Source organism: Branchiibius cervicis (assembly GCF_042661605.1).
GTDB lineage: Bacteria > Actinomycetota > Actinomycetes > Actinomycetales > Dermatophilaceae > Branchiibius > Branchiibius cervicis.
Map to the genome: position 1 here is coordinate 3,582,363 of NZ_JBHSWJ010000002.1, position 19,008 is coordinate 3,601,370.

The 19,008-nt window shown below is 68.5% G+C and carries 19 protein-coding genes, 1 pseudogene and 1 riboswitch; of the genes and pseudogenes, 11 read left to right on the forward strand and 9 right to left on the reverse strand.

Features of this window, described 5'->3' with window-relative positions; all coding sequences use genetic code 11:
- Positions 1-6 precede the first annotated feature (6 nt).
- The gene (locus ACFQBT_RS18550; protein WP_377825007.1) at positions 7-441 is read left to right on the forward strand and encodes a VOC family protein; all 435 of its coding nucleotides are present in this window, start codon (positions 7-9) and stop codon (positions 439-441) included.
- The gene (locus ACFQBT_RS18555; protein ID WP_377825008.1) at positions 438-1,622 is read left to right on the forward strand and encodes a winged helix DNA-binding domain-containing protein; all 1,185 of its coding nucleotides are present in this window, start codon (positions 438-440) and stop codon (positions 1,620-1,622) included. The genes ACFQBT_RS18550 and ACFQBT_RS18555 overlap by 4 nt, the downstream gene beginning before the upstream one ends.
- A 57-nt stretch (positions 1,623-1,679) precedes the next feature.
- Here the strand turns inward: ACFQBT_RS18555 and ACFQBT_RS18560 are convergent, their stop codons facing one another.
- On the reverse strand, positions 1,680-2,576 hold the full coding sequence (locus tag ACFQBT_RS18560; RefSeq protein ID WP_377825010.1) for a hypothetical protein: 897 nt from the start codon (positions 2,574-2,576) through the stop codon (positions 1,680-1,682).
- A gap of 206 nt (positions 2,577-2,782) precedes the next feature.
- Between ACFQBT_RS18560 and ACFQBT_RS18565 the strand changes: the two genes are divergently transcribed.
- Complete coding sequence (locus tag ACFQBT_RS18565; protein WP_377825012.1) at positions 2,783-3,412, forward strand: class I SAM-dependent methyltransferase; 630 nt, start codon at positions 2,783-2,785, stop codon at positions 3,410-3,412.
- On the opposite strand, the gene ACFQBT_RS18570 is transcribed toward ACFQBT_RS18565, so the two are convergent.
- Positions 3,413-3,745: a hypothetical protein gene (locus tag ACFQBT_RS18570; protein ID WP_377825013.1), complete on the reverse strand. Its 333-nt coding sequence runs from the start codon at positions 3,743-3,745 to the stop codon at positions 3,413-3,415. It abuts the gene before it with no gap.
- Between the two features lie 96 nt (positions 3,746-3,841).
- Positions 3,842-3,956: riboswitch (SAM riboswitch) on the forward strand.
- Positions 3,957-3,975: 19 nt separating this feature from the next.
- On the opposite strand from ACFQBT_RS18570, the gene ACFQBT_RS18575 reads away from it, so the two are divergent.
- Entirely contained in the window at positions 3,976-4,776 is an 801-nt protein-coding gene (locus ACFQBT_RS18575) for a DUF1684 domain-containing protein (RefSeq protein WP_377825015.1), read from the forward strand.
- A 4-nt stretch (positions 4,777-4,780) separates the two neighbouring features.
- Here the strand turns inward: ACFQBT_RS18575 and ACFQBT_RS18580 are convergent, their stop codons facing one another.
- Positions 4,781-6,229 (reverse strand): hypothetical protein, encoded by a 1,449-nt coding sequence (locus ACFQBT_RS18580; protein ID WP_377825017.1) that lies wholly within the window; start codon positions 6,227-6,229, stop codon positions 4,781-4,783.
- 108 nt (positions 6,230-6,337) lie between these two features.
- Between ACFQBT_RS18580 and ACFQBT_RS18585 the strand changes: the two genes are divergently transcribed.
- A complete protein-coding gene (locus ACFQBT_RS18585; protein WP_377825019.1) occupies positions 6,338-7,207 on the forward strand; it encodes a Y-family DNA polymerase in 870 nt (289 codons plus the stop codon).
- Positions 7,129-7,569, forward strand: a complete 441-nt coding sequence (locus ACFQBT_RS18590) for a DinB/UmuC family translesion DNA polymerase (protein ID WP_377825558.1) — start codon at positions 7,129-7,131, stop codon at positions 7,567-7,569. The genes ACFQBT_RS18585 and ACFQBT_RS18590 overlap by 79 nt, the downstream gene beginning before the upstream one ends.
- Positions 7,570-7,573: 4 nt before the next feature.
- Here ACFQBT_RS18590 and ACFQBT_RS18595 read toward each other — a convergent pair whose 3' ends face one another.
- Complete coding sequence (locus ACFQBT_RS18595) at positions 7,574-8,500, reverse strand: hypothetical protein (protein WP_377825021.1); 927 nt, start codon at positions 8,498-8,500, stop codon at positions 7,574-7,576.
- A gap of 142 nt (positions 8,501-8,642) precedes the next feature.
- On the opposite strand from ACFQBT_RS18595, the gene ACFQBT_RS18600 reads away from it, so the two are divergent.
- The 3 genes from ACFQBT_RS18600 to ACFQBT_RS18610 all read left to right on the forward strand — a co-directional run bounded on the left by ACFQBT_RS18600 (position 8,643) and on the right by ACFQBT_RS18610 (position 11,162).
- Positions 8,643-9,161 carry a peptidylprolyl isomerase gene (locus tag ACFQBT_RS18600; protein WP_377825023.1) on the forward strand — a complete coding sequence of 173 codons (519 nt, stop codon included), beginning with the start codon at positions 8,643-8,645 and terminating at the stop codon, positions 9,159-9,161.
- A gap of 81 nt (positions 9,162-9,242) precedes the next feature.
- Entirely contained in the window at positions 9,243-10,142 is a 900-nt protein-coding gene (locus ACFQBT_RS18605) for a rhomboid family intramembrane serine protease (protein WP_377825025.1), read from the forward strand.
- A gap of 390 nt (positions 10,143-10,532) precedes the next feature.
- Complete coding sequence (locus ACFQBT_RS18610; RefSeq protein ID WP_377825027.1) at positions 10,533-11,162, forward strand: hypothetical protein; 630 nt, start codon at positions 10,533-10,535, stop codon at positions 11,160-11,162.
- A 70-nt stretch (positions 11,163-11,232) separates the two neighbouring features.
- On the opposite strand, the gene ACFQBT_RS18615 is transcribed toward ACFQBT_RS18610, so the two are convergent.
- Complete coding sequence (locus tag ACFQBT_RS18615; protein ID WP_377825029.1) at positions 11,233-11,694, reverse strand: cell division protein CrgA; 462 nt, start codon at positions 11,692-11,694, stop codon at positions 11,233-11,235.
- A gap of 117 nt (positions 11,695-11,811) precedes the next feature.
- On the opposite strand from ACFQBT_RS18615, the gene ACFQBT_RS18620 reads away from it, so the two are divergent.
- Positions 11,812-12,552 (forward strand): DUF881 domain-containing protein, encoded by a 741-nt coding sequence (locus ACFQBT_RS18620; protein ID WP_377825031.1) that lies wholly within the window; start codon positions 11,812-11,814, stop codon positions 12,550-12,552.
- 4 nt (positions 12,553-12,556) lie between these two features.
- A complete protein-coding gene (locus ACFQBT_RS18625; RefSeq protein WP_377825032.1) occupies positions 12,557-13,183 on the forward strand; it encodes an aminodeoxychorismate/anthranilate synthase component II in 627 nt (208 codons plus the stop codon).
- Positions 13,184-13,197: 14 nt separating this feature from the next.
- On the opposite strand, the gene pknB is transcribed toward ACFQBT_RS18625, so the two are convergent.
- The 4 genes and pseudogenes from pknB to ACFQBT_RS18645 all read right to left on the reverse strand — a co-directional run.
- Positions 13,198-15,108, reverse strand: a complete 1,911-nt coding sequence (pknB, locus tag ACFQBT_RS18630; RefSeq protein ID WP_377825034.1) for a Stk1 family PASTA domain-containing Ser/Thr kinase — start codon at positions 15,106-15,108, stop codon at positions 13,198-13,200.
- A 32-nt stretch (positions 15,109-15,140) separates the two neighbouring features.
- Positions 15,141-16,592: a peptidoglycan D,D-transpeptidase FtsI family protein gene (locus ACFQBT_RS18635; protein WP_377825036.1), complete on the reverse strand. Its 1,452-nt coding sequence runs from the start codon at positions 16,590-16,592 to the stop codon at positions 15,141-15,143.
- A complete protein-coding gene (locus ACFQBT_RS18640; RefSeq protein ID WP_377825038.1) occupies positions 16,589-17,959 on the reverse strand; it encodes an FtsW/RodA/SpoVE family cell cycle protein in 1,371 nt (456 codons plus the stop codon). The genes ACFQBT_RS18635 and ACFQBT_RS18640 overlap by 4 nt, the downstream gene beginning before the upstream one ends.
- Positions 17,959-18,897: pseudogene (locus tag ACFQBT_RS18645) on the reverse strand (PP2C family protein-serine/threonine phosphatase); the annotation flags it as partial. The gene ACFQBT_RS18640 and the pseudogene ACFQBT_RS18645, both read right to left, overlap by 1 nt.
- Positions 18,898-19,008 lie beyond the last annotated feature (111 nt).

Consider the following 19,008-nt stretch of genomic DNA (forward strand, 5'->3'; position numbering starts at 1 on the left):
CCAACCATGCCCATCAGACTGGAGAACGTCGGGATCGCCGTCCACGACCTCGAAGAGGCCATCGCCTTCTTCGCCGACCTGGGCCTGACCGAGGTCGGCAGGGACACGGTCAGCGGCGAATGGTCCGACACCGCAGTCGGTCTCGACGGCAACCACGCCAAGATCGCGATGCTGCAAACCCCCGACGGGCAGGGCACGTTGGAACTCTTCGAATACCTCGACGAGCTGGCCATCGAGACGCAACCGACGCAGCCGAATGAGATCGGCATGCACCGGGTCGCCTTCTCCGTCGACGACATCGACGCCGCGTTGGACATCGCCGCTCGGCACGGCTGCTACCCGCTGAGGGGAGTCGCGACGTACGAAGACACCTACAAACTCACCTACGTCCGCGGCCCCAGCGGCATCATCGTCATGCTCGCCCAAGAACTGCACCCGTGAGCGCCGCACCGCGCATCAGCGAATTGCAGCGACGGCGAATCATCGCGCGCCGTCACCACTTCGCCGGTGACGCGGATGGCCCGGAGCAGGTGGTCACGTCCGTGCTCGCGTTGCACGCCACCGACCCCGCCTCGCCCTACCTGTCGGTGCTCGCCCGCAGCCGCACCACCAGCTTGGCCGATATCGCCGCCGCCATGTACACGCAGAGATCCCTGGTCCGGTGGCTGGCCATGCGACGTACCTTGTTCGTCTTCGACCGCGCGGATGTCCCCGTCGTCCAGGCGGCGGTCAGCACCCCGCTGGCCGCCACATTGCGCACCCGCTTGCTCAGCCGTTTGCGCCGAGGCGGCACCGAGCCGCCGGTCGACGGTGACCTGGCCGACTGGCTCGACGACGTCACCGACGCGGCCGACGGGGCGTTACGACAACTGGGTACGGCGACCGGGGCTGAGCTGGCAAGGGCCGAGCCGCGGCTGGCGACGACCATCCTCCCCGCCGCCGCATCCGACCAACCGCAGAACCTGACCAGCACGTTGCTGGCGATGATGAGCGCGCAAGGACGCCTGGTGCGTTCCGTCCCCGGTGCCGCATGGACGGTCCGCAGCCATCGCTGGGAACCGGTGACCGCCTGGTGGCCGGATGGCCTACCATCGGTCGATCCGGCTGAGGCGCAACGTAATTGGGCGATCAGGTGGCTCACCGCATTCGGCCCGGCCACGCTGGATGACCTGCAGTGGTGGACCGGTTGGACCAAGACCGCCGTACGCGCAGCGCTCCAGGATCTCCCGCTGGTGGACGTCGATCTGCACGGTCTGCCAGGCGTGGCCCTGGAGGCGCAACTCGAGCCCGCACCGGACACGGCACCGACCGCAGTCCTTCTCCCGGCCTTGGATCCGACCCCGATGGGCTGGAAGCACCGCGACTGGTTCCTCGGGCTCGACCGGGACCTGGTCTTCGACCGCAACGGCAACCTCGGTCCGACGGTGTGGTGGGACGGGCAGCTGATCGGTGCCTGGGCCGTGGGCCCGGACGGCCAGTTGCGCACGGCGGTCCCGGGTGACTACGGCGCCGAGGCGCGGGTCGCTGTCGACGAGGCGGCGGCAGACCTCGGCAGCCGCATGGAGGGTGCCGTGGTCCGGCCGGTCTTCCCGACCCCGCTCGAACGGTCGCTGCGGGGCTGACCCGTTCGGCCGCGTGCACGAGCACGGCTGAGTTCGCAGCCAGTCGGCGTACGCCGGTCATTCGGCGCCGGGGGCGGCTTCCACTTCCAGCACCGTCGCCGACGGTGCGGATCGTTCCCACAGCACCGCGCCCACACATGCGGTGAGGACCCAGCCGACGGCGATCGCGCCGCACCAGATGATGATCGCCATCGCGACGCCGATCGGTCCGAAACCGTTCCACCCCTCCAGCAGGGATGGCGCGAACAGCCGCTCCACCAGCGGCAGAATGACGCCGTCGATGGTCAGACCGGCGAAACCGGCCGTCACCAGGAACCGTGCGCCCCGGCCGCCCTCACGCACCAGAAGGGCAGGGGTCACCGTCCAGAACACCCAGAGCGGGATCAACGACACCAGATACAGCGGAATCGCCACGGAGAGTGGGTGATCACCACCGAACGCGACGACGTCGTGGATCGCGAGGGTGACCAGGTAGGCGACGAACCACAGCGTCCCGCGGCCCACGCGCTGCCAGAAGGTCAACGGCTCGCGGCGCCAAGCGGCCGCAAAGATTCCGGCCACCTGGGACGTCATCGGAATCCCCCACACCAGGAACCCGGCGAGACCGACCACGGTCCAGGACGAACGCAACGCATCGGCTGCACCGAACGCCTCGCGCACCGTTTGCCCGAGGGATCCGCTCAGCCCGAGCTGACGCTGGAAGAGCACGCCGACGCTGATGTTGGCGGCGAACCCGCTGAAGTATCCGAAGCCCAGGATGACCAACGGGAGGACTGTCGTGAACAGCGTGAGTGAGAGCAGGCCGGCCTGCGTGCCGCCGTCGATGTCCTGGAACCGGCGTACCACTGCCGGCACAAAGGCAGTCGCCCGTCGTTCCTGCAGCCGCTGGTATTGCGCACCCAATCCGAGGCGCTCTGCCGCCGCCCGCGCAGTGTCGTGCGATTCCTCATCCATGGCGTCACTGAACCTATCCGTACGCAGGCACCGATGGGCGTCGTCGCGGCCCGACCGGCGCCCGAGCGGGACTGGCACGATGGACTCATGAGGCCCTATGCGGAGCTCATCGCCGAGGCCGAGGCCGCCGACGTCGCCGGATGGGGATTCGAGTGGCTGGCCGGTCGGGCCACGGAGGAACGGCCCCCTGGGGGTACGCCCACCTGGTGGCCGGCCGGCTGGCGAAGGCGCGGCGCGCCCTGGACATCGACACCGGTGGCGGGGAGGTCATCGCTGAAGCCCCCGTGCTCCCTGCGGCCATGACGGTCACCGAGTCGTGGCCGCCCAACGCCGACCGGGCGCGGACGCGGCTGGCGGGACGCGGCGTCCGTGTGGTGCAGACCGATCCAGGTGCTCCGTTGCCGTTCGCGGATCGATCCTTCGATCTGGTCACCTCCCGGCACCCGGTGCAGCCGGACTGGACCGAGATCGGCCGGGTGTTGGAGCCGGAGGGGCACTACGTCGCACAGCACGTCGGTCCGGCGTCGGCGTTCGAGTTGATCGAGTACTTTCTCGGCGCGCAGCCCGAAGCACGCGCGGCGCGGGATCCGAGAACCGAAGCGGCAGAGGCGAGGAGCGCTGGGCTGACGGTCGTTGATCTGCGTACGGCGCGCTGCCGGATGGAGTTCTACGACGTGGGTGCCGTGGTGTGGACGCTACGCAAATGCGTGTGGTGGGTGCCGGATTTCACCGTGGAGCGTTACGACCTGCAGCTACGTGAACTGGATGCCCGGATGCGGCGGGGCGAGCCGTTCGTCGCGCACTCGACGAGGCATCTGATCGACGCCCGCCGCTAGCTACTCGGTCGCGGCTTCCGGCGCCGACCCGGCCAGCCGCTGCTGAACCCGCTGGTCTACCAACGCATCCAGCTTCTTCTGCGACAGGGCGCGATGCAGTGGCAGCCCCAGCCCGAGACCGATCAGCACCCCGGCACCGAGGGCGATCCCGCTGATGATCAGCATCTTGGGCCGCGGGTCGTGCAGCGTCTCCTTCGTGCCACCGCCCTGGTAGCGGGTCGCGATTTCCCAGACGACCTTCATGTCGACGCTGACCGCCATGAACAGCATCACGGCGCCGACGATGAGCGCGATCAGGCCGAGCGCCAGAAGGGTCAGCTTGAGCTTCTTCATAGGCAAACCGTATTGCACCCGAGCCGCTAAGAGCCTGAGATGAGTGGTCCGAACAGAAGTGGACAAGCCGACCGCACATCCCCTACTTTCAAAGTAGGCATTGAGCGTCAGCGACAAGCCCTGGCTGGCTGACCGGCAACCCTCCTACCGCGGTGGGGTGCTCCAGGTGAAAGCCCGGCCCGATCGGATCCCCGGCGGGCAAGCGTGAGAGCCACCCCGAGGGAGCAGCCATGAGCAACGCCGTCATCCACAGCACCGACTTCGCCTCCGAATGGCAGCGCTGGCACGACCACCACGAGCAGGTCCGGTCCGACCGGCACGGCTTCCTGGCGGTCACCGGTCTGCACTTCCTGACCGACCAACCCCAGCGATTCGAGCGGGCCCCCGGACAGTGGTGGGCAGACGACCGCGGCATCCACGTCCGTCTGGACGACGGCGAGGCGCTGACCAAGGACGGCGAGCGCCTCGAAGGTACCGTCGACTTCGGAGTCATCCCCGAACGTGCCGGTGTGACAGTGGGATTCGGCGACGGTGTCATCGAGATCGCCAAGCGCGGTGGCGAGGACATCATCCGTCCGCGGCACCCCGACCACGAGATCCTGACCGCGTACCAAGGCACACCCGCCTTCGCCCCCGACCCGTCCTGGGTCGTCGAAGGCCGCTACACGGCGTACGACGAGCCGGTCCCCACCACGGTCGGCGCCGCGGTCGACGGTCTGCAACACGTCTACGACGCACCCGGCGAGATCCACTTCACCAAGGACGGGCAGGACCTGACCCTCGTGGCGTTCCCCGGGCACGGGGACGATCTGCTGGTGCTGCTGCGCGATGCGACCAGTGGGGTCAGCACGTACGCCGCGAACCGGGCCCTGTCGGTCCCCGCGCCGGACGCCGAGGGCCGGGTCACGCTCGACTTCAACCGCGCGATCAACCTGCCGTGCGCCTATACGCCGTACGCCACCTGTCCGCTCCCGCCGTCGCGCAACCGGTTGCCGATTGCGGTCGAGGCTGGCGAAAAGACGCCCGCCTGATCGCTTAGGCCGGGGGGATGTCCACCTGCGACCACCAACGCACCGCAGTGCGCTCCAACGGAGCCAGGCCGGTCTCCTGGGACAGTTCCTCCAGGCCCGGGTGGGCCGACATCCCTGCGGCATAGAGCAGTCGTCGCCGCTCGACGTTGGGCGCGCGCATCTCCGCACCCAGGTCGATGTCGGGCGGGAATGCGCGGTTGTGTGCCAACGGCACCAGCAATCTGGCCCGCTGGTCCGGATCGGCCTGTCGGTAGGTGTCGCCGAGGGAACCCGCGTCGTAGCGCTGGCAGGAGTTCAGTGTCACCTGGGCGCCGGGCAGATCCTGGTCGTGATGCTCCAGATGGTGCGACAGCGCGTCGGCGAACGGGCTGGAGGCCAGCACGATCGCACCCGTCAGGGGTGAGATCTCATCCGACAAGGCTTCGCGCAACCGGTAGATGAGCCCCTCGACCAGGGTGGCCGGCCGGTGCGGGCGCGTCTGCTCGAGCAGTTTCTCCGCGATGCGATCGCACCGGGCCCGCAGCACCCGGGTCTCCTCGGGGCTGCGGTCGGCCGCCGACCGCGCGGCGCGGTGCTCGAGCAGATCTCGTCGGGCCCGGTCCCCCAGCCGGGCCAGCAGGTGCGTCTGGGCGGGTCGCACCAGGAGGTTGAAGATCAACACCGCCGGCTCGTATCGCGACGATCCGGGTTGGCTGAGATCGGCAAGGAGTTGCTCGCCGAGACGGGCCCAGAAGGCCGGTGTGATCTGATCCTCGACGACCGCCAGTTCGATCGCTCCGCCGGCAAGGAGCAGCGCAACGCCCTCGAGCTTCTGGTAACTGTCCATCAGCACCTCGGCGGTGCGCGGATGGTGGGCCTTGGGCAACAGCTCCAAGGTGTCTCCGATGACGGAGTACCCGCAGGCCGAGAGGTGTTCCTCGATTGCATCGCCCACCAGGTCGCGGGTGAACTCGTCCTTGGCCAACCGGATCAGGGCCCGCATCCGGAACTGGTATGCCGACCCGAGGGATACGGTCATCTCGGTCATCAGCCGGGAGATCAGGGCCTGGGTGTCGGCGCTGCGCAACACCAGTCCGCCGGCCGGTGCGGTCAGCAGGTGGCTGAGGCGGTGCCAGTCGGGGCCGTTGAGGCCGCTGTCCACCCGATCCAGCAGCGACCGGCGCTGCATCCGATCGATGTGCACCACCGCGCTGTCCTCCAGGTGCGCACCGATGATCCCCGGTGCCAGGCCGAGCACCTGCTCGAAGGCGGACACGATCTCCAGCGTGACCGGTACCGCGCCGTTCTCGTAGCGCGACAGCGTCGTGTACGAAAGGTCTTTGGCGACGCCGGGGTAGCTGCGCATCAGCGGGGCGATGGTGCGTTGGGTACGTAGATCCGGATTCGGCGCACAATGCCGCCAGACGCGCATCAGCCACGGCACTGGCGCGTAGGTCGCGGGAACGTAGGCCATAGGGGAACCATAGAAAGGCATTGTTGATCGGGCAGCCCACTTGCACAGGTCCGTTTTGAATGCAACAAATTGCGCTCGACGCACCGTGTCAGCCCACGGTGCGAACATATGTTCGTGTCCAATGGCGGTTCGTGGCAGACGCAGGGGTCCATCCTGCACGCCGATCTCGACGCCTTCTTCGCCTCGGTCGAGCAACGCGACGACCCCTCGTTGCGCGGCCGACCGGTCATCGTCGGCGGGGGCATCGCGATGGCGGCCAGCTATGAGGCCAAGGCGTGCGGTGTGCGCGCAGCCATGCCCGAGCGGGTCTGGCGCCCGTTGTGCCCGGACGCGATCGTCGTACCCGCCCGGTTGTCGGCCTATTCGCAGGCCAGTAAGGACGTCTTCGCCGTCCTGCGCGACATCACCCCGGTGGTCGAGCCGCTGTCGATCGACGAAGCGTTCCTCGACGTCGACGGGCTGCGGCGAAGCTACCGCTGCCCGCAAGAGGTCGCCGTCCGGGTCCGGGAGCAGGTGCGCAGCAGCGTGGGTTTGCCGATCTCGGTCGGGGTGGCCCGCACCAAGTTCCTGGCCAAGATCGCGAGCGCGCATTGCAAACCCGACGGGCTGCTCGTGGTGCCCGCCGACGAGGCCGGCTTCCTTCACCCGCTGCCCATCGAAAGGCTTTGGGGCGTAGGCAAAGTCACCGCCGAGAAGCTGCGTTCGCGGGGGTGCGCACGGTCGGTCAACTGGCCGCGCTCGACGAACGAACGCTCACCCAGGCCCTCGGTGCGGCCGCCGGTCGGCACCTGCACGCCGTCGCCAACCTGCGCGATCCGCGGCCGGTTCACACCGGCCATCGCCGGCGATCGATCGGCTCACAGAGTGCCTTCGGAGCGCGACCGCGCAGCGAGAGCGAGATCGACGACATCCTCACCCGCTTGGTCGACCGTGTCACCCACCGGCTGCGTGACAGTGGGCTGCGAGCACGCACCGTGACCGTGCGCCTGCGCTGGGCGGACTACTCCCGCGCCACGCGCTCGCGCACGCTGGCCGGTGCCACCGACTCGACCGCGCCGATCCTGGCTGCCACCCGATCCCTGATGTACGACGTGTGGGGCCAGGCCGTGGACCGCGGGCTCACCCTGGTCGGAGTGACGCTGTCCGGACTGGACCCCTGCGGCTCGGAGCAGTTGCTCCTGCCGTTGGAGGACGTACGACGCGACCGGACCCGCGCGGAACTCGAACAGGCCGTGGACGACGTACGTCAGCGCTTCGGCACCACGGCCCTGACCCGGGCCCGGATGCTCGACCAGGACGTCGGCACCCAGACCCCGGTGCTACCGGTCAGTGAGTCGTGAGGGCTCAGTTGTTGCGACGGGCGCGCCGCGTCTGAGCGCCGTCGATCGTCTGGTCGATCGAGTTCTCCACTCCTGCAACGGCGTCGTCGGCCTTGTCGGCCACCGTGTCACCGGCGTCCGCGGCTTCGCTCTGTAGTTTTGCGGTGGTCTCCTCGACCTGCGCGGCGATGTGGGCTGCCGCCTGCTGGGGCTCGGCCTGCTTCGCCTTCTTGCGTCGGGCCGACACGATCAGCGCACCGGCGGTTGCCAGCCCGGCGATCCCGACCACGATCAAGAACTTGCCGCGCTTCTTCTTTGGCGCCCCGACGAGGGTCTGCTTGCTGTTCTGTGCGGCCGCTACCCCTGCCGCAGTCGCAGCGGCGAGCCCTTCCTTCAGGTGGGGCAGCCACTCCTTCTCGAACAGGTCCCGCACGTCCTGGGCGGACAGGTTCGAAGCGGTGTTGACCGCGTCCGCGGTCGCGGCCTTGGCGTCGGCCGCCTTGTCGGCGGCGGTGTCCTTCAGATCGGCTGCTGTGTGGGCCGCTTTGTCCTTGGCGTCCGCGGCCTTGTGTGCAGCGGTGTCCTTCAGGTCGGCCCGCTTGTCGGCGGCGGTCTCCTTCAGATCGGCCGCCTTGTCCGCAACCGTCTCCTTCGCGTCGGCGAAGCGGTGGGCCGCAGTGTCCTTGGCCTCGGCGGCGCGCTCGGCCGCCGTGTCCCTCAGGTCGTCGGCCGCGTCGCGGGCCCGCTCCGTCCTGTCGGCGAGAACCTCTTTGGCCTCCTCGGTCTTCTCCGAGACGACCTCTTTGGCGTGCTCGGCGCCCTCGGCCAGCTTCTCCTTGGCCTCCTCGAGTACCGGGGCCGCTGCTTCCTTCGCCGCCGCCAACTCCTCGCTCAGCTTCTCGCCGGCGTCGTGCACGGCGTCCAGCAGTCCTTCGGTCCGGGTTTTGGCCACGTCTTGCCCCTTTGCGGTTCGGCCGGCCGCCTCGAAGCGACCGGAGTGCTCGGTCCCAGTCTGCCGGTCTTGTGCCCCGACCGGGTGGCTGGGGCCCCAAGACCATGCGATGCGGCATCCCAGGGCGTGCCAGACTGGCCGCATGAAGGCAACGCTGCACACCAACCACGGCGACATCGTCGTCGACCTCTACGAGAACGACGCCCCCAAGACCGTCGAGAACTTCGTCGGCCTGGCCGAGGGCACCAAGGAATACACCGACGACGCCGGGCGCTCGAACCCGACGAAGTTCTACGACGGTGTGGTCTTCCACCGGATCATCCCCGGCTTCATGATCCAGGGCGGCGACCCGTTGGGTCAGGGCGTGGGCGGTCCGGGTTACGAGTTCGACGACGAGATCTCGCCGGCCCGCGACTTCACGGCGCCGTACATCCTGGCCATGGCCAACGCCGGCAAGCGCGGCGGCAAGGGCACCAACGGCTCGCAGTTCTTCATCACCGTGGCGCCGACCACCTGGCTGCAGGGCAAGCACACCATCTTCGGTGCGGTCGCCGACCAGCCGAGCCGTGACGTGGTCGATGCGATCGCCGCGGTGCGCACCGGCGCACAGGACCGTCCGGTCGAGCCCGTCGTGATCGAATCCGTGGACATTCAGCGCTGAGCGTGCGCTGAACCGACCCAACCACCAGGATCGGGTACGCCGTGGGGCAACCCCACGGCGTACCCGAACGTTGAGATGAGCATGACCGAGCCACCCTCCGGCAACGCACCCGCCCTGCCCACCTGCCCGCGCCACCCCGACCGGGTCGCGTTGGTGTCCTGCCAGCGCTGCGGCCGGCCGACCTGCCCCGAGTGCCAGCGCCCGGCCGCCGTCGGGATCCAGTGCGTCGACTGCGTCAACGAGGGCGCCAAATCCGTGCGTACGGCGGGTGGCATCTTCGGCGGCACCGTCACCCGCGGCAAGCCGGTGGTGACCTACACCCTGATCGGCATCTGCGCCGTGGTGTGGCTGATCCAGAAGGCGGTGCCCTCCTTCACCGCGGACATCTGGTTCGCGCCGGTGCAAGCAGGCTCCGAGCCCTGGCGGATGATCACCTCCGCCTTCGCGCACTCCCCGGACTCGATCTTCCACATCCTGTTCAACATGTACGCCCTGTGGATCTGCGGGCAGTATCTCGAGCCGTTGCTGGGCCGCGTCCGCTTCGCGGCGCTCTATCTGATCTCGGCCTTCGGCGGCTCGGTGGGCTACATGCTGCTGGCCAGCACGCCCACCAACGTCCAGGACGCCCTGCGCTCCGGCTGGTTCACGCCCACCGTGGGGGCATCGGGCGCGGTCTTCGGGCTCTTCGTGGCCCTGGTCGTGCTCAACCGGCACCTGGGCCGCGATTACAGCCAGATCGTGGTGTTGATCGCCATCAACGCGGTCATCGGCTTCGTGGTCTCGGGGATCGCCTGGCAGGCGCACCTTGGCGGTGCCATCACCGGCGGCGTGTGCGCAGCCATCTACACCGCGTTGAAGAAGCACCCGTCGTGGCAATGGGCGGCGCTGGCCGCGGTGGTCGTCGTCCTGGTCGCGTTGGCGGTGTGGCGCTACCAGACCGCCGATGTGCCCGCGTTGATCCTGCGCGCCTACGGCTTCTGAACCTGCGCGACCTTATCCCCAGGGTTATCCACAGGCCGTGGATAACTACATGTGTGTAACTTCGAACGGGCGTTCTAGACGCTTCCGATGACCGGCGACGACGTATTCCCAGGGGTGCTGGCGGGCTCTTAACCGGACACGAGCGGACGATCCTCCGCCCGACCGTCTCACTGAAGGAACCGTTATGCGTCCTCGTCACTTTTCACCCAAGGTCGCGGGCGTCGCCGCGGCCGTCCTCGTTGCTTCCAGCGCCACTGTCGCCCTCGCCGCCGGAGGGGCAGCAGCCCCAACGGTTCTCCGTCCGGCGGCCGGGTCGCCCACGTGGCGGGGGCACCGGCGATGAACGCCGGCTCACAACTGCAGCTCGTCGCGGTCACACCCTGCCGAGTGGTGGACACCCGTCTCGCCGGGGGCCGGTTGAACAACTCCCAACGCAGTTTCAAGGCCGTGGGCAATCTGTCCGGCCAAGGCGGCAAGTCCAGCGGCTGCGGCGTGCCGAGCTACGCGGTGGCCCTGTCGTTGAACCTGGTGGCGATCGGCCAGTCGGGTTCGGGCAGCTACATGTACGCCTGGCCGGCCGGCACCGCCCAGCCGGTGGCTTCGGCCATCAACTACCCGCGGTCCGGCGACGCGATCGCGAACGGCATCACGTTGCCGATCACGGCAGGCGGGTCCTGGGCCTTCACCTTGAAGACCCCGGGTAAGGCGCAGGTGGCGGCCGACGTGACCGGCTACTACGTCAAACCCCTGTATGTGGTGCTCTCGCCGAGCGGCACCCCGTACGGCGGCTCGTCGGGTGTGGTCTCGACCAACCGGATCTCCGCCGGCCGCTACGAGATCGAATTCGACCGCAACGTGCGGAAGTGCGCGGCCACGACCTCGGATCTGATCTTCGACGGCACCCGGGACGTGACGGCGGACATGACCTACTCCTCCGACCCGACAACGGTCACGGTCCAGGTCACCAACAAGGACGGCAACGCCGAGGACACCTACTTCTCGCTGGCGATGTCCTGCTGATCGCGTCGTTGTCCCAGCACGACGAGGGGCCGCCGGTGCACACACCGGCGGCCCCTCGACGTACGTGCGGCTATTTCCAGCGGGTGGTCATCGCAAAGCCGGACATGAGCAACACGAAACCGATGGCCAGGTTCCAGGTACCGATACCCGGCACGGGGTATTTGGACCCGGACAGGTAGAACACCACCAGCCAGACCAGGCCGAGCACCATCAGCCCGAGCATGGTCGGGACCCACCAGGAGGGGTTCAGGCCGCTGGCGACCTTCGCCGGCTTGGGTTCGCGGCGGCTGCGCTTGCTGGTCGCGGCAGCATCGCCGGAGGCGTCCGTGGTCTTCTTCGCCGCGTCCTTGCCTGCCTTAGCCTTTCCCGTCGTGACGGTCTTGTCGGCCTTGTCGGCGACCTTGGGCTCGGCGTCCTTGGCCGGCACGTCGTCGGCCACGTCGTCGCGGGCGGCGGCTGCGTTGGCCGCGTCTTTGGCCTGCCTGGTGAACTCGTCGTCGACGTCGTCGACTCCGTTGTCGGCCCTGCTCACATCTACTCCCGGGTGCGGCCACACGGCCCGCGGTCGGCTGCGGTGCGAGCGACGGGCGCCCGCGCGGATTACGGTAGAGCGTAAGCGACGGCGCCTATGCAGGCAGGGGGCGATGGTATGAAACGGCTGGCAAACCGCGGCCGCTGGTCCTACGCCGTGCCCGCGATCGCCGTGTTGGCGGGGGTGCTCTTCGGGGTCAGCGCCGCCACGTCCGGCGGCCAGGACCTGCGCCCGGAGACGCGCAGCCTGGTCGATGTGGTCCAGGCCGGCAACGACCGGGTCGCCGCCCAGCAGCGAACGGTGGCCACACTGCAGGCGGAGGTGAACGCCCTGAACAGCCGCTCCGACTCGAGTCGGTTGCGGGCGCTGCAGGCGCAGGCCGACCAGGAGGCGCACAGCGCCGGATTCACCTCGGTCACCGGCAGCGTGGTGAGCGTGGCTCTCAACGACTCCAAACTCGACCCCAGCCAACTGCCCGAGGGTGCCAACAACGATTGGCTGCTCGTGCACCAGCAGGACGTCCAAGGGGTCGTCAACGCGCTCTGGCGCGGCGGTGCGACCGCCATGATGCTGATGGACCAGCGGGTGATCAGTACCTCAGCGGTCCGCTGCGTCGGCAACACGCTGCTGCTGCAGGGCCGGGTCTACTCCCCGCCGTTCACGATCACCGCGATGGGCGACCCCGCCAAGCTGAAGGCGGCCCTGGAGGACGATCCGGCCGTGGCCGGCTACCGGCAGTACGTCGACATGATCGGGCTGGGGTACGACGTCCAGACCAAGAAGAACGTGACCTTCCCGGCGTACGGCGGTGGGCTGAGTCTGCAGTACGCGAAGGTGCCCGTGGGCAGCGCACAATAGAGCGGTGACCCGCATCCTCGTCGTCGACAACTACGACAGCTTCGTCTTCACCATCGTCGGTTACCTCCAGCAACTCGGAGCCGAAACCCACGTGGTGCGCAACGACGCGGTGACTGCGCAGGAGGGCGCGGCGTACGACGGGGTGCTGGTGTCTCCCGGTCCGGGCACCCCGGAAGAGGCCGGGGTGTCGATGGCGATGATCGAGGCGTGCGCTGACCGCGCCCAGCCCATGCTCGGGGTGTGCCTGGGCCACCAGGCTCTCGGCGTGGTCTACGGCGCGACCGTCTCGCGGGCTCCGGAGTTGCTGCACGGCAAGACCTCCCAGGTGATCCACGACGGCCGCGGTGTCCTCGAGGGCCTGCCGTCGCCGTTCACGGCCACGCGCTACCACTCGCTGGCCATCGAATCCGACACCGTCACCGACGAACTGGTGGTCACCGCGCGCACCGACAGCGGCGTCATCATGGCGGTGCAGCACGCGCACCTGCCGCTGCACGGCGTGCAGTTCCACCCCGAGTCGGTGCTGACGCAGGGCGGGCACCGGTTGTTGGCGAACTGGTTGGCGATCTGCGGCGACCCGGCAGCTGTGCAGCGCTCGGAGGGGCTCGCGCCTCTCGTGCACACCGCCTGAGCCCCGCCGAACCCTCAGGGCGCCGGCGGAGCACTCGTCGTGGTCGTCGCCGAGGTCGAGGTGCTGGTCGGCGTCGGTGACGTCGGCGTGCTGGGGGACGTCGGAGTGCTGGTCGGCGACGTCGGCGGCGTGGTCGGATTGACCGTGATGGTCTTCGTCGGCGGCTCGTAGCTGCCCACGTAGACGTCGATGCTGGAGTTCACCGACACCTTCTCGCCGGCGTCCTGCACCTTGCGCACCGTGTTGACCTGGCTCGGGCTGGTGACCTGGACCTGTTTGAAACTCATGAACAGATGCGCCTTGAGTAACGCGGCGCTCGCCTCGGGGGCGGACATGCCGACCAGGTTGTCCGGCACGGTCACCAGGCCGCTGGACAGGTTCAGGTAGACCGTCTGGGTGGCCGGGATCGTCGTACCGGCCGCGGGATTGGTGGACACGACCAGGCCCTGCCCCCACTGCGAATCGTCGACCGTCTGGCTGGCGACCTTGACGTCCTGGAAACCGAGGGCACGCAGCGCGGCGTTCGCGTCGGCCTGGCTCATCCCCGCCAGGTTGGCCGGGATCACCTTGTTGCCCGGCCCGGCCGAGACGGTGAGGGTGACGACGGATCCGACGTTGGCCTCGGCGCCGCTGGCCGGATCCTGATCGATGACAATGCCCTTGGCGGCGTTGTCCGCTCGGTCCTGCACACTGACCTGGAAGCCCTTGGCGTTCAGGGCGGTCTCGGCGGCGGCCTGGGTCATGCCCGTCAGCGGCGGCACCACCGCCGTCTTGTCCTGGGACTGCTGGTTGAGCAGCAAGCCGACACCGCCGATGGCGACAAGTGCGGCCAGCACGGCAATCGCCCACAGCCACATCCGGCGTTTGCGTGGCGGAGCGGTCTGCAGGTCCTTGGTGTGGTCGCGGCGGTCGACACTGTCCGGTCGCTCCGTCACGGGCCGGGCGACGCCCGCTTCCATCAGCGTGTGTTGGGCGGCGGCGCTCACGGGGCGACCTGCGCGGGCGTTCTGCAGGTCGGCGCGGAAGGCTTCGGCGGTCTGGTAGCGGGCGTCGCGGCCCTTCTCCAGCGAGTGCAGGGTCACCGCGTCCATGGCCGATGGCACGCTGTGCTCGTAGACACTCGGCGGTTGTGGTTTGTCGGTGATGTGCTGGTAGACCAGCGACACCGGCTCCCCGACGAACGGGGTGCGGCCGGTGAGCAATTCGTAGAGGACGCAGCCGGCGGAGTACAGGTCCGAGCGGGCGTCCACGGATTCGCCCTGGGCCTGCTCCGGTGACAGGTAGCGCGCCGTTCCGACCACTGCCTGGGCGCCGGTCATCGTCGCACCGGAGTCGGCGATCGCCCGGGCGATCCCGAAGTCCATCACCTTGACGCTGCCGCCGCGGGTCAGCATCACGTTGCCCGGCTTGATGTCCCGGTGCACGATGCCCTTCTCGTGCGAATACTCCAGCGCCGACAGGATGCCCATCGTCACCCGGGCTGCCTCGTCGGGACTCAGGTGCCCCTCCTCGTTGAGGATCTCCCGCAGCGTGCGGCCATCGACGTACTCCATGACGATGTAGGGGATCTGCACCCGGCCGCCGCCGGCCTCGATGAAGATGTCCTCCCCGGAGTCGTAGACGGACACGATCGCGTGATGGTTCAGCCCGGCCGCCGAATGCGCCTCGCGGCGGAAGCGGGTCAGGAAGGCGTTGTCGCGGGCCAGATCGGTGCGCAGCACCTTGATAGCCACGGTGCGGCCGAGACGGTTGTCGTGGCCGAGGTGCACCTCGGCCATGCCGCCGCGGCCGATGAGCTCGCCGACTTCATAGCGGCCGCCGAGGATCCGGGGCGTGTTGTCACCGACCGGGATCTGATCCTGCTCCTGCGGTGGATCGGCGACGGTGTGGTCCTCGTCGTCGATCGGCGGATTCTGGTCGCTCACCCGACTACCTCCATCACTGCGTTCCCCCGGGTTCATTGCTGCAGCACCGCTTCCAGGACCTGCTTGGCGATCGGTGCCGCGACGGTGCCTCCGAGAGCTTCCTGCCCGGCCGTGCCGCCGTCCTCGACCAGCACGGCCACCGCCACCGTCGGATTGTCAGCGGGTGCGAATCCGACGAACCAGACGTCGGCGTTCTTGTTCGGGGCGGTCTCGGCGGTGCCGGTCTTGCCGGCCACCTTGATCCCGCTGATCCGGACCTTCTTGCCGGTGCCTTCGTCGACGACGCTGACCATCATCGTGGTGAGATCGTTCGCGACCTGCGGGGTGACGGCCGTCGAGAACAGTTTCGGGTCGGCGCTCTGGACGACGTTGAGGTTGGCATCCCGAACGGTCTGCCCGAGGTAGGGGGTCATCACCTTGCCGTCGTTGGCGATGCCGGCCGCCACCATCGCCATCTGCAGGGGCGTGGCCCGCACATCGAACTGACCGATCGCCGACATGGCCGTCTGGGCCTTGTCCATGCCGGTCGGGTAGACGCTGGGGGTGACGCTCATTGGGACGGTGACCGGCTGGGCGAAGCCGAATTTGCTGGCCTGGTTGCGCAGGGCGTCCTCACCCAGATCCATCCCCAGTGAACCGAACGCCGTGTTGCAACTGATCGTCAGTGCGTGCTCCAGCGTCGTCTTGTCGCCCGCACCGCATGCCTCGCCGGTGTCGTTGGGCAGCGAGATGGAGGTTCCGGGCAACGGGAGACGCGCCGGGCCGTCCAGTTCCGAGGACGTCGTGTACTTGCCGGTGCTCAGCGCGGCGGCCGAGGTGATCAGTTTGAAGGTGGAACCCGGCGGGTACAGCTCGTTGATCGACCGGTTCAGCATCGGATTGGACCGCTCGCTGGTCAGCTGTTGCCAGGTCTTCATGACCGACGAAAGGTTGTGCGAAGCAAGGGAATTGGGGTTGTACGACGGGGAGCTGTACATCGCGAGGATGGCGCCGGATCGTGGGTCGAGTGCCACCACCGCGCCGCGCTGGCTGCCCATCGCGTCGGCGGCCACCTGTTGCGCCTTGGGATTGATCGTCAGCTCGACGCTGGCACCCTTCTGGCTCTGCCCGGTGACGATGTCGACGATCCGCCGGTAGAACAGTTTGTCCGAGCTTCCGGACAGCAGGTCGTTGTAGGAGTTCTCGATCCCACTGGTGCCGTAGACGATCGAGTAGTAGCCGGTGACGCTGGCATAGAGCTTGCCCTGGGGGTAGGTGCGTAGGTACTTGTAGTCGTCATCGACCGGCACCGACTGCGCGACCGCTTTGCCGTCGACCAGGATCGCCCCACGCTGTTTGCCGTAGGTCGCCAGCAGGGTACGCCGGTTGCCGGGTCGTTCGTTGAGGCTCTGGGCCTGGACGAACTGGATGGTGGTGGCCGCCACCAGCAGCGCGCAGAACATCGCGGCCAGGACCAGACCCAGACGGCGGATGGGTGCGTTCATCGGACCGACACCGCCTGGGTGGGTTCGTCACCGAGCGAGACCGGGCGCGCCGCGGCGTCCGGGCGGCGGGCGCCGTCGCTGATCCGCAACAGCAGCGCCACGATCAACCAGTTGGCCAGCAACGAGGACCCGCCGGCGGACAGGAACGGCGTGGTCAGCCCGGTCAGCGGGATCACCCGCATCACCCCGCCCAACACCGTGAAGCACTGGAAGCCGATGATCGCGGCGAACCCGGTGGCCAGCAGTTTGCCGAAGGAGTCGCGGCTCGCGACGCCGGCGCGCAGAGCCCGCTCGACGATGATCACGTAACAGCTCAGCAGGGCCGCGACGCCGACCAGGCCCAGCTCCTCACCGAAGGAGGCCATGATGAAGTCGGAGTTGGCGAAGTAGGTGATCTCCGGATGCCCCTGGCCCAGGCCGGTGCCGAAGAGGCCGCCGGCAGCCATTCCCATCAGGCCCTTGGCCAACTGATCGGACATCCCCGGCGTGAACGGGTCCAGCCACAGATCGACCCGGACCCGGAAGTGCGCGAACAGCAGGTAGGCCAGGTAGCAACCGGCGCCGAAGAGCACCAGGCCGATCGCGATCCAGCTGACCCGCTCGGTGGCCACGTACAGCATGGCCACGAAGACCCCGAACAGCATCAGCGAGGTGCCCAGGTCGGACTCGAAGACGAGCACCACCAGGCTGGCCAGCCAGGCCACGATGATCGGGCCGAGGTCTCGCGCCCGTGGCAGCGGGAAGCCGAGGACCCGCCGGCCCACCAGGGACAGCGCATCGCGGGTCTGCACCAGGTAGGCGGCGAAGAAGATCACCAGGCAGATCTTGGCCAGCTCGCCGGGCTGGAAGGTCAACCCGCCCACGCCGACCCAGATCCGGGCGCCGTTGACGTTGCGGCCGATGACCGGAAGCAGCGGCAGCAACAGCAGGATCAGGCCGGCCAGGGCGAAGGTGTATTTGTACCGCTGCAACCGGCGGTGATCGCGCAGGAAGATCACCAGCAGCGCGGCGCACACGATGGACAACGCACTCCACATCAACTGCCGCAGCGCGGCGCCGTCGCCGATACTGCGGCCCGTCGCGAGGTCGATCCGGTGGATCATGACCACGCCCAGCCCGTTGAGCAGGGTGACGAGCGGGAGGAGGACCGGATCGGCGTACGGCGCGCGCCACCGCAGGATCAGGTGGAACGCCAGGGTGAGGGCAGCGAAGCCAACCCCGAGGGTGACCAGGTCGGCCGGCACGGTGCCGTCGATCGCCAGCCCGACGTTGGTGTAGCACAGCAGCACGATGGCGATGGCGAAGATCAGCAGCAGCAACTCGGTGTTGCGGCGGGTGCGCGGTGCGGCGGCGGTGACGATGCTCATCAGCTGCACCCCAGCGGGTTCGACTGACAAACGGCCGCCTGGATACGCAGATTGGTCACGACCTGCTGGGCGTCCTGGGCGGACGAGGCGTACATCGTGTCCCGGACCTGCTGACGGTAGGCACTGGGCAAATCGGTGAGCGCGATGTCCGTGCGCTCCTTGACCGAGTGCAGTCGCAGCGGCCCGATGTTCTGCGAGATCCCCCGGTAGATGGCCACATTGCCGTCCGCGGATCCCACGTAGTACTGCTGCTGGGTCCACGCGTATCCGAAGTAGGCGGCCAATCCGAGGACTGCGGCGACCACGACGGCGACCGCGCTCCATCGCAACCAGCGGGGCCGACGGGACTGCTCGGCGAGTTCGAGCTCCTCGGGGGCGTCCTGCTCCGGCAGCGGCTCGGACAGCGATCGCCGCAACGCGGCGGCCTTCTCGGCGGGCGTACGGGGTTCCAGCGCGTCCGGATCCCCGACGGTGCGCATCGCAGCGGCACCGACCACCGTGGGGTCCCGGGTCGCGGAGTCGTCGTCACCGGCGACGACGTCGGCGACCACGACCGTGACGTTGTCGCGGGTGGAGGCGCGCAGGGCGATCTCGATCAGACGGTCGGCGGTCTCTTCGACCGTGTCGGAGCTGCGGACGATCTCCTCGATGGTGCTTCCGGCGACGTAGTCGGACAGGCCGTCGGAGCACAGCAGGTAGCGGTCGCCGACCTTGGCCTCGCGCAGCGACAGGTCCGGTTCGTCGTCGGGACGACCGGTGAGAACGCGGGTGACCAGGGAACGCTGCGGGTGGTGCACGGCCTGGTCGGCGGTGATCCGACCCTCGTCGAGCAGCGACTGCACGAACGAATGGTCCTTGGTGATCTGGGTGAAGGTGTCATCACGCAGCAAGTAGGCCCGGCTGTCGCCGATGTTGGCCAGCGCCAGCATGTCCCCGAGCGCACCAACGCGATCAGCGTGGTGCCCATCCCGTCCAGGTCGGCGTTGGCGGTCATGTAATCGGTCAGCCGCGCGTTGGCTCCGGCCACCGAGTCGCCCAGATCGCGCAGC

What these genes read in the sequence shown, in the direction of transcription:
- ACFQBT_RS18585 (WP_377825019.1), top strand. Translation starts at nt 6,338, where the DNA reads ATGTTCGTGTCCAATGGCGGTTCGTGGCAGACGCAGGGGTCCATCCTG.
- ACFQBT_RS18635 (WP_377825036.1), bottom strand. Translation starts at nt 16,592, where the DNA reads ATGAACGCACCCATCCGCCGTCTGGGTCTGGTCCTGGCCGCGATGTTC.
- ACFQBT_RS18570 (WP_377825013.1), bottom strand. Translation starts at nt 3,745, where the DNA reads ATGAAGAAGCTCAAGCTGACCCTTCTGGCGCTCGGCCTGATCGCGCTC.
- ACFQBT_RS18620 (WP_377825031.1), top strand. Translation starts at nt 11,812, where the DNA reads ATGAAACGGCTGGCAAACCGCGGCCGCTGGTCCTACGCCGTGCCCGCG.
- ACFQBT_RS18605 (WP_377825025.1), top strand. Translation starts at nt 9,243, where the DNA reads ATGACCGAGCCACCCTCCGGCAACGCACCCGCCCTGCCCACCTGCCCG.
- ACFQBT_RS18580 (WP_377825017.1), bottom strand. Translation starts at nt 6,229, where the DNA reads ATGGCCTACGTTCCCGCGACCTACGCGCCAGTGCCGTGGCTGATGCGC.
- ACFQBT_RS18575 (WP_377825015.1), top strand. Translation starts at nt 3,976, where the DNA reads ATGAGCAACGCCGTCATCCACAGCACCGACTTCGCCTCCGAATGGCAG.
- ACFQBT_RS18640 (WP_377825038.1), bottom strand. Translation starts at nt 17,959, where the DNA reads ATGAGCATCGTCACCGCCGCCGCACCGCGCACCCGCCGCAACACCGAG.
- ACFQBT_RS18560 (WP_377825010.1), bottom strand. Translation starts at nt 2,576, where the DNA reads ATGGATGAGGAATCGCACGACACTGCGCGGGCGGCGGCAGAGCGCCTC.
- ACFQBT_RS18600 (WP_377825023.1), top strand. Translation starts at nt 8,643, where the DNA reads ATGAAGGCAACGCTGCACACCAACCACGGCGACATCGTCGTCGACCTC.
- ACFQBT_RS18550 (WP_377825007.1), top strand. Translation starts at nt 7, where the DNA reads ATGCCCATCAGACTGGAGAACGTCGGGATCGCCGTCCACGACCTCGAA.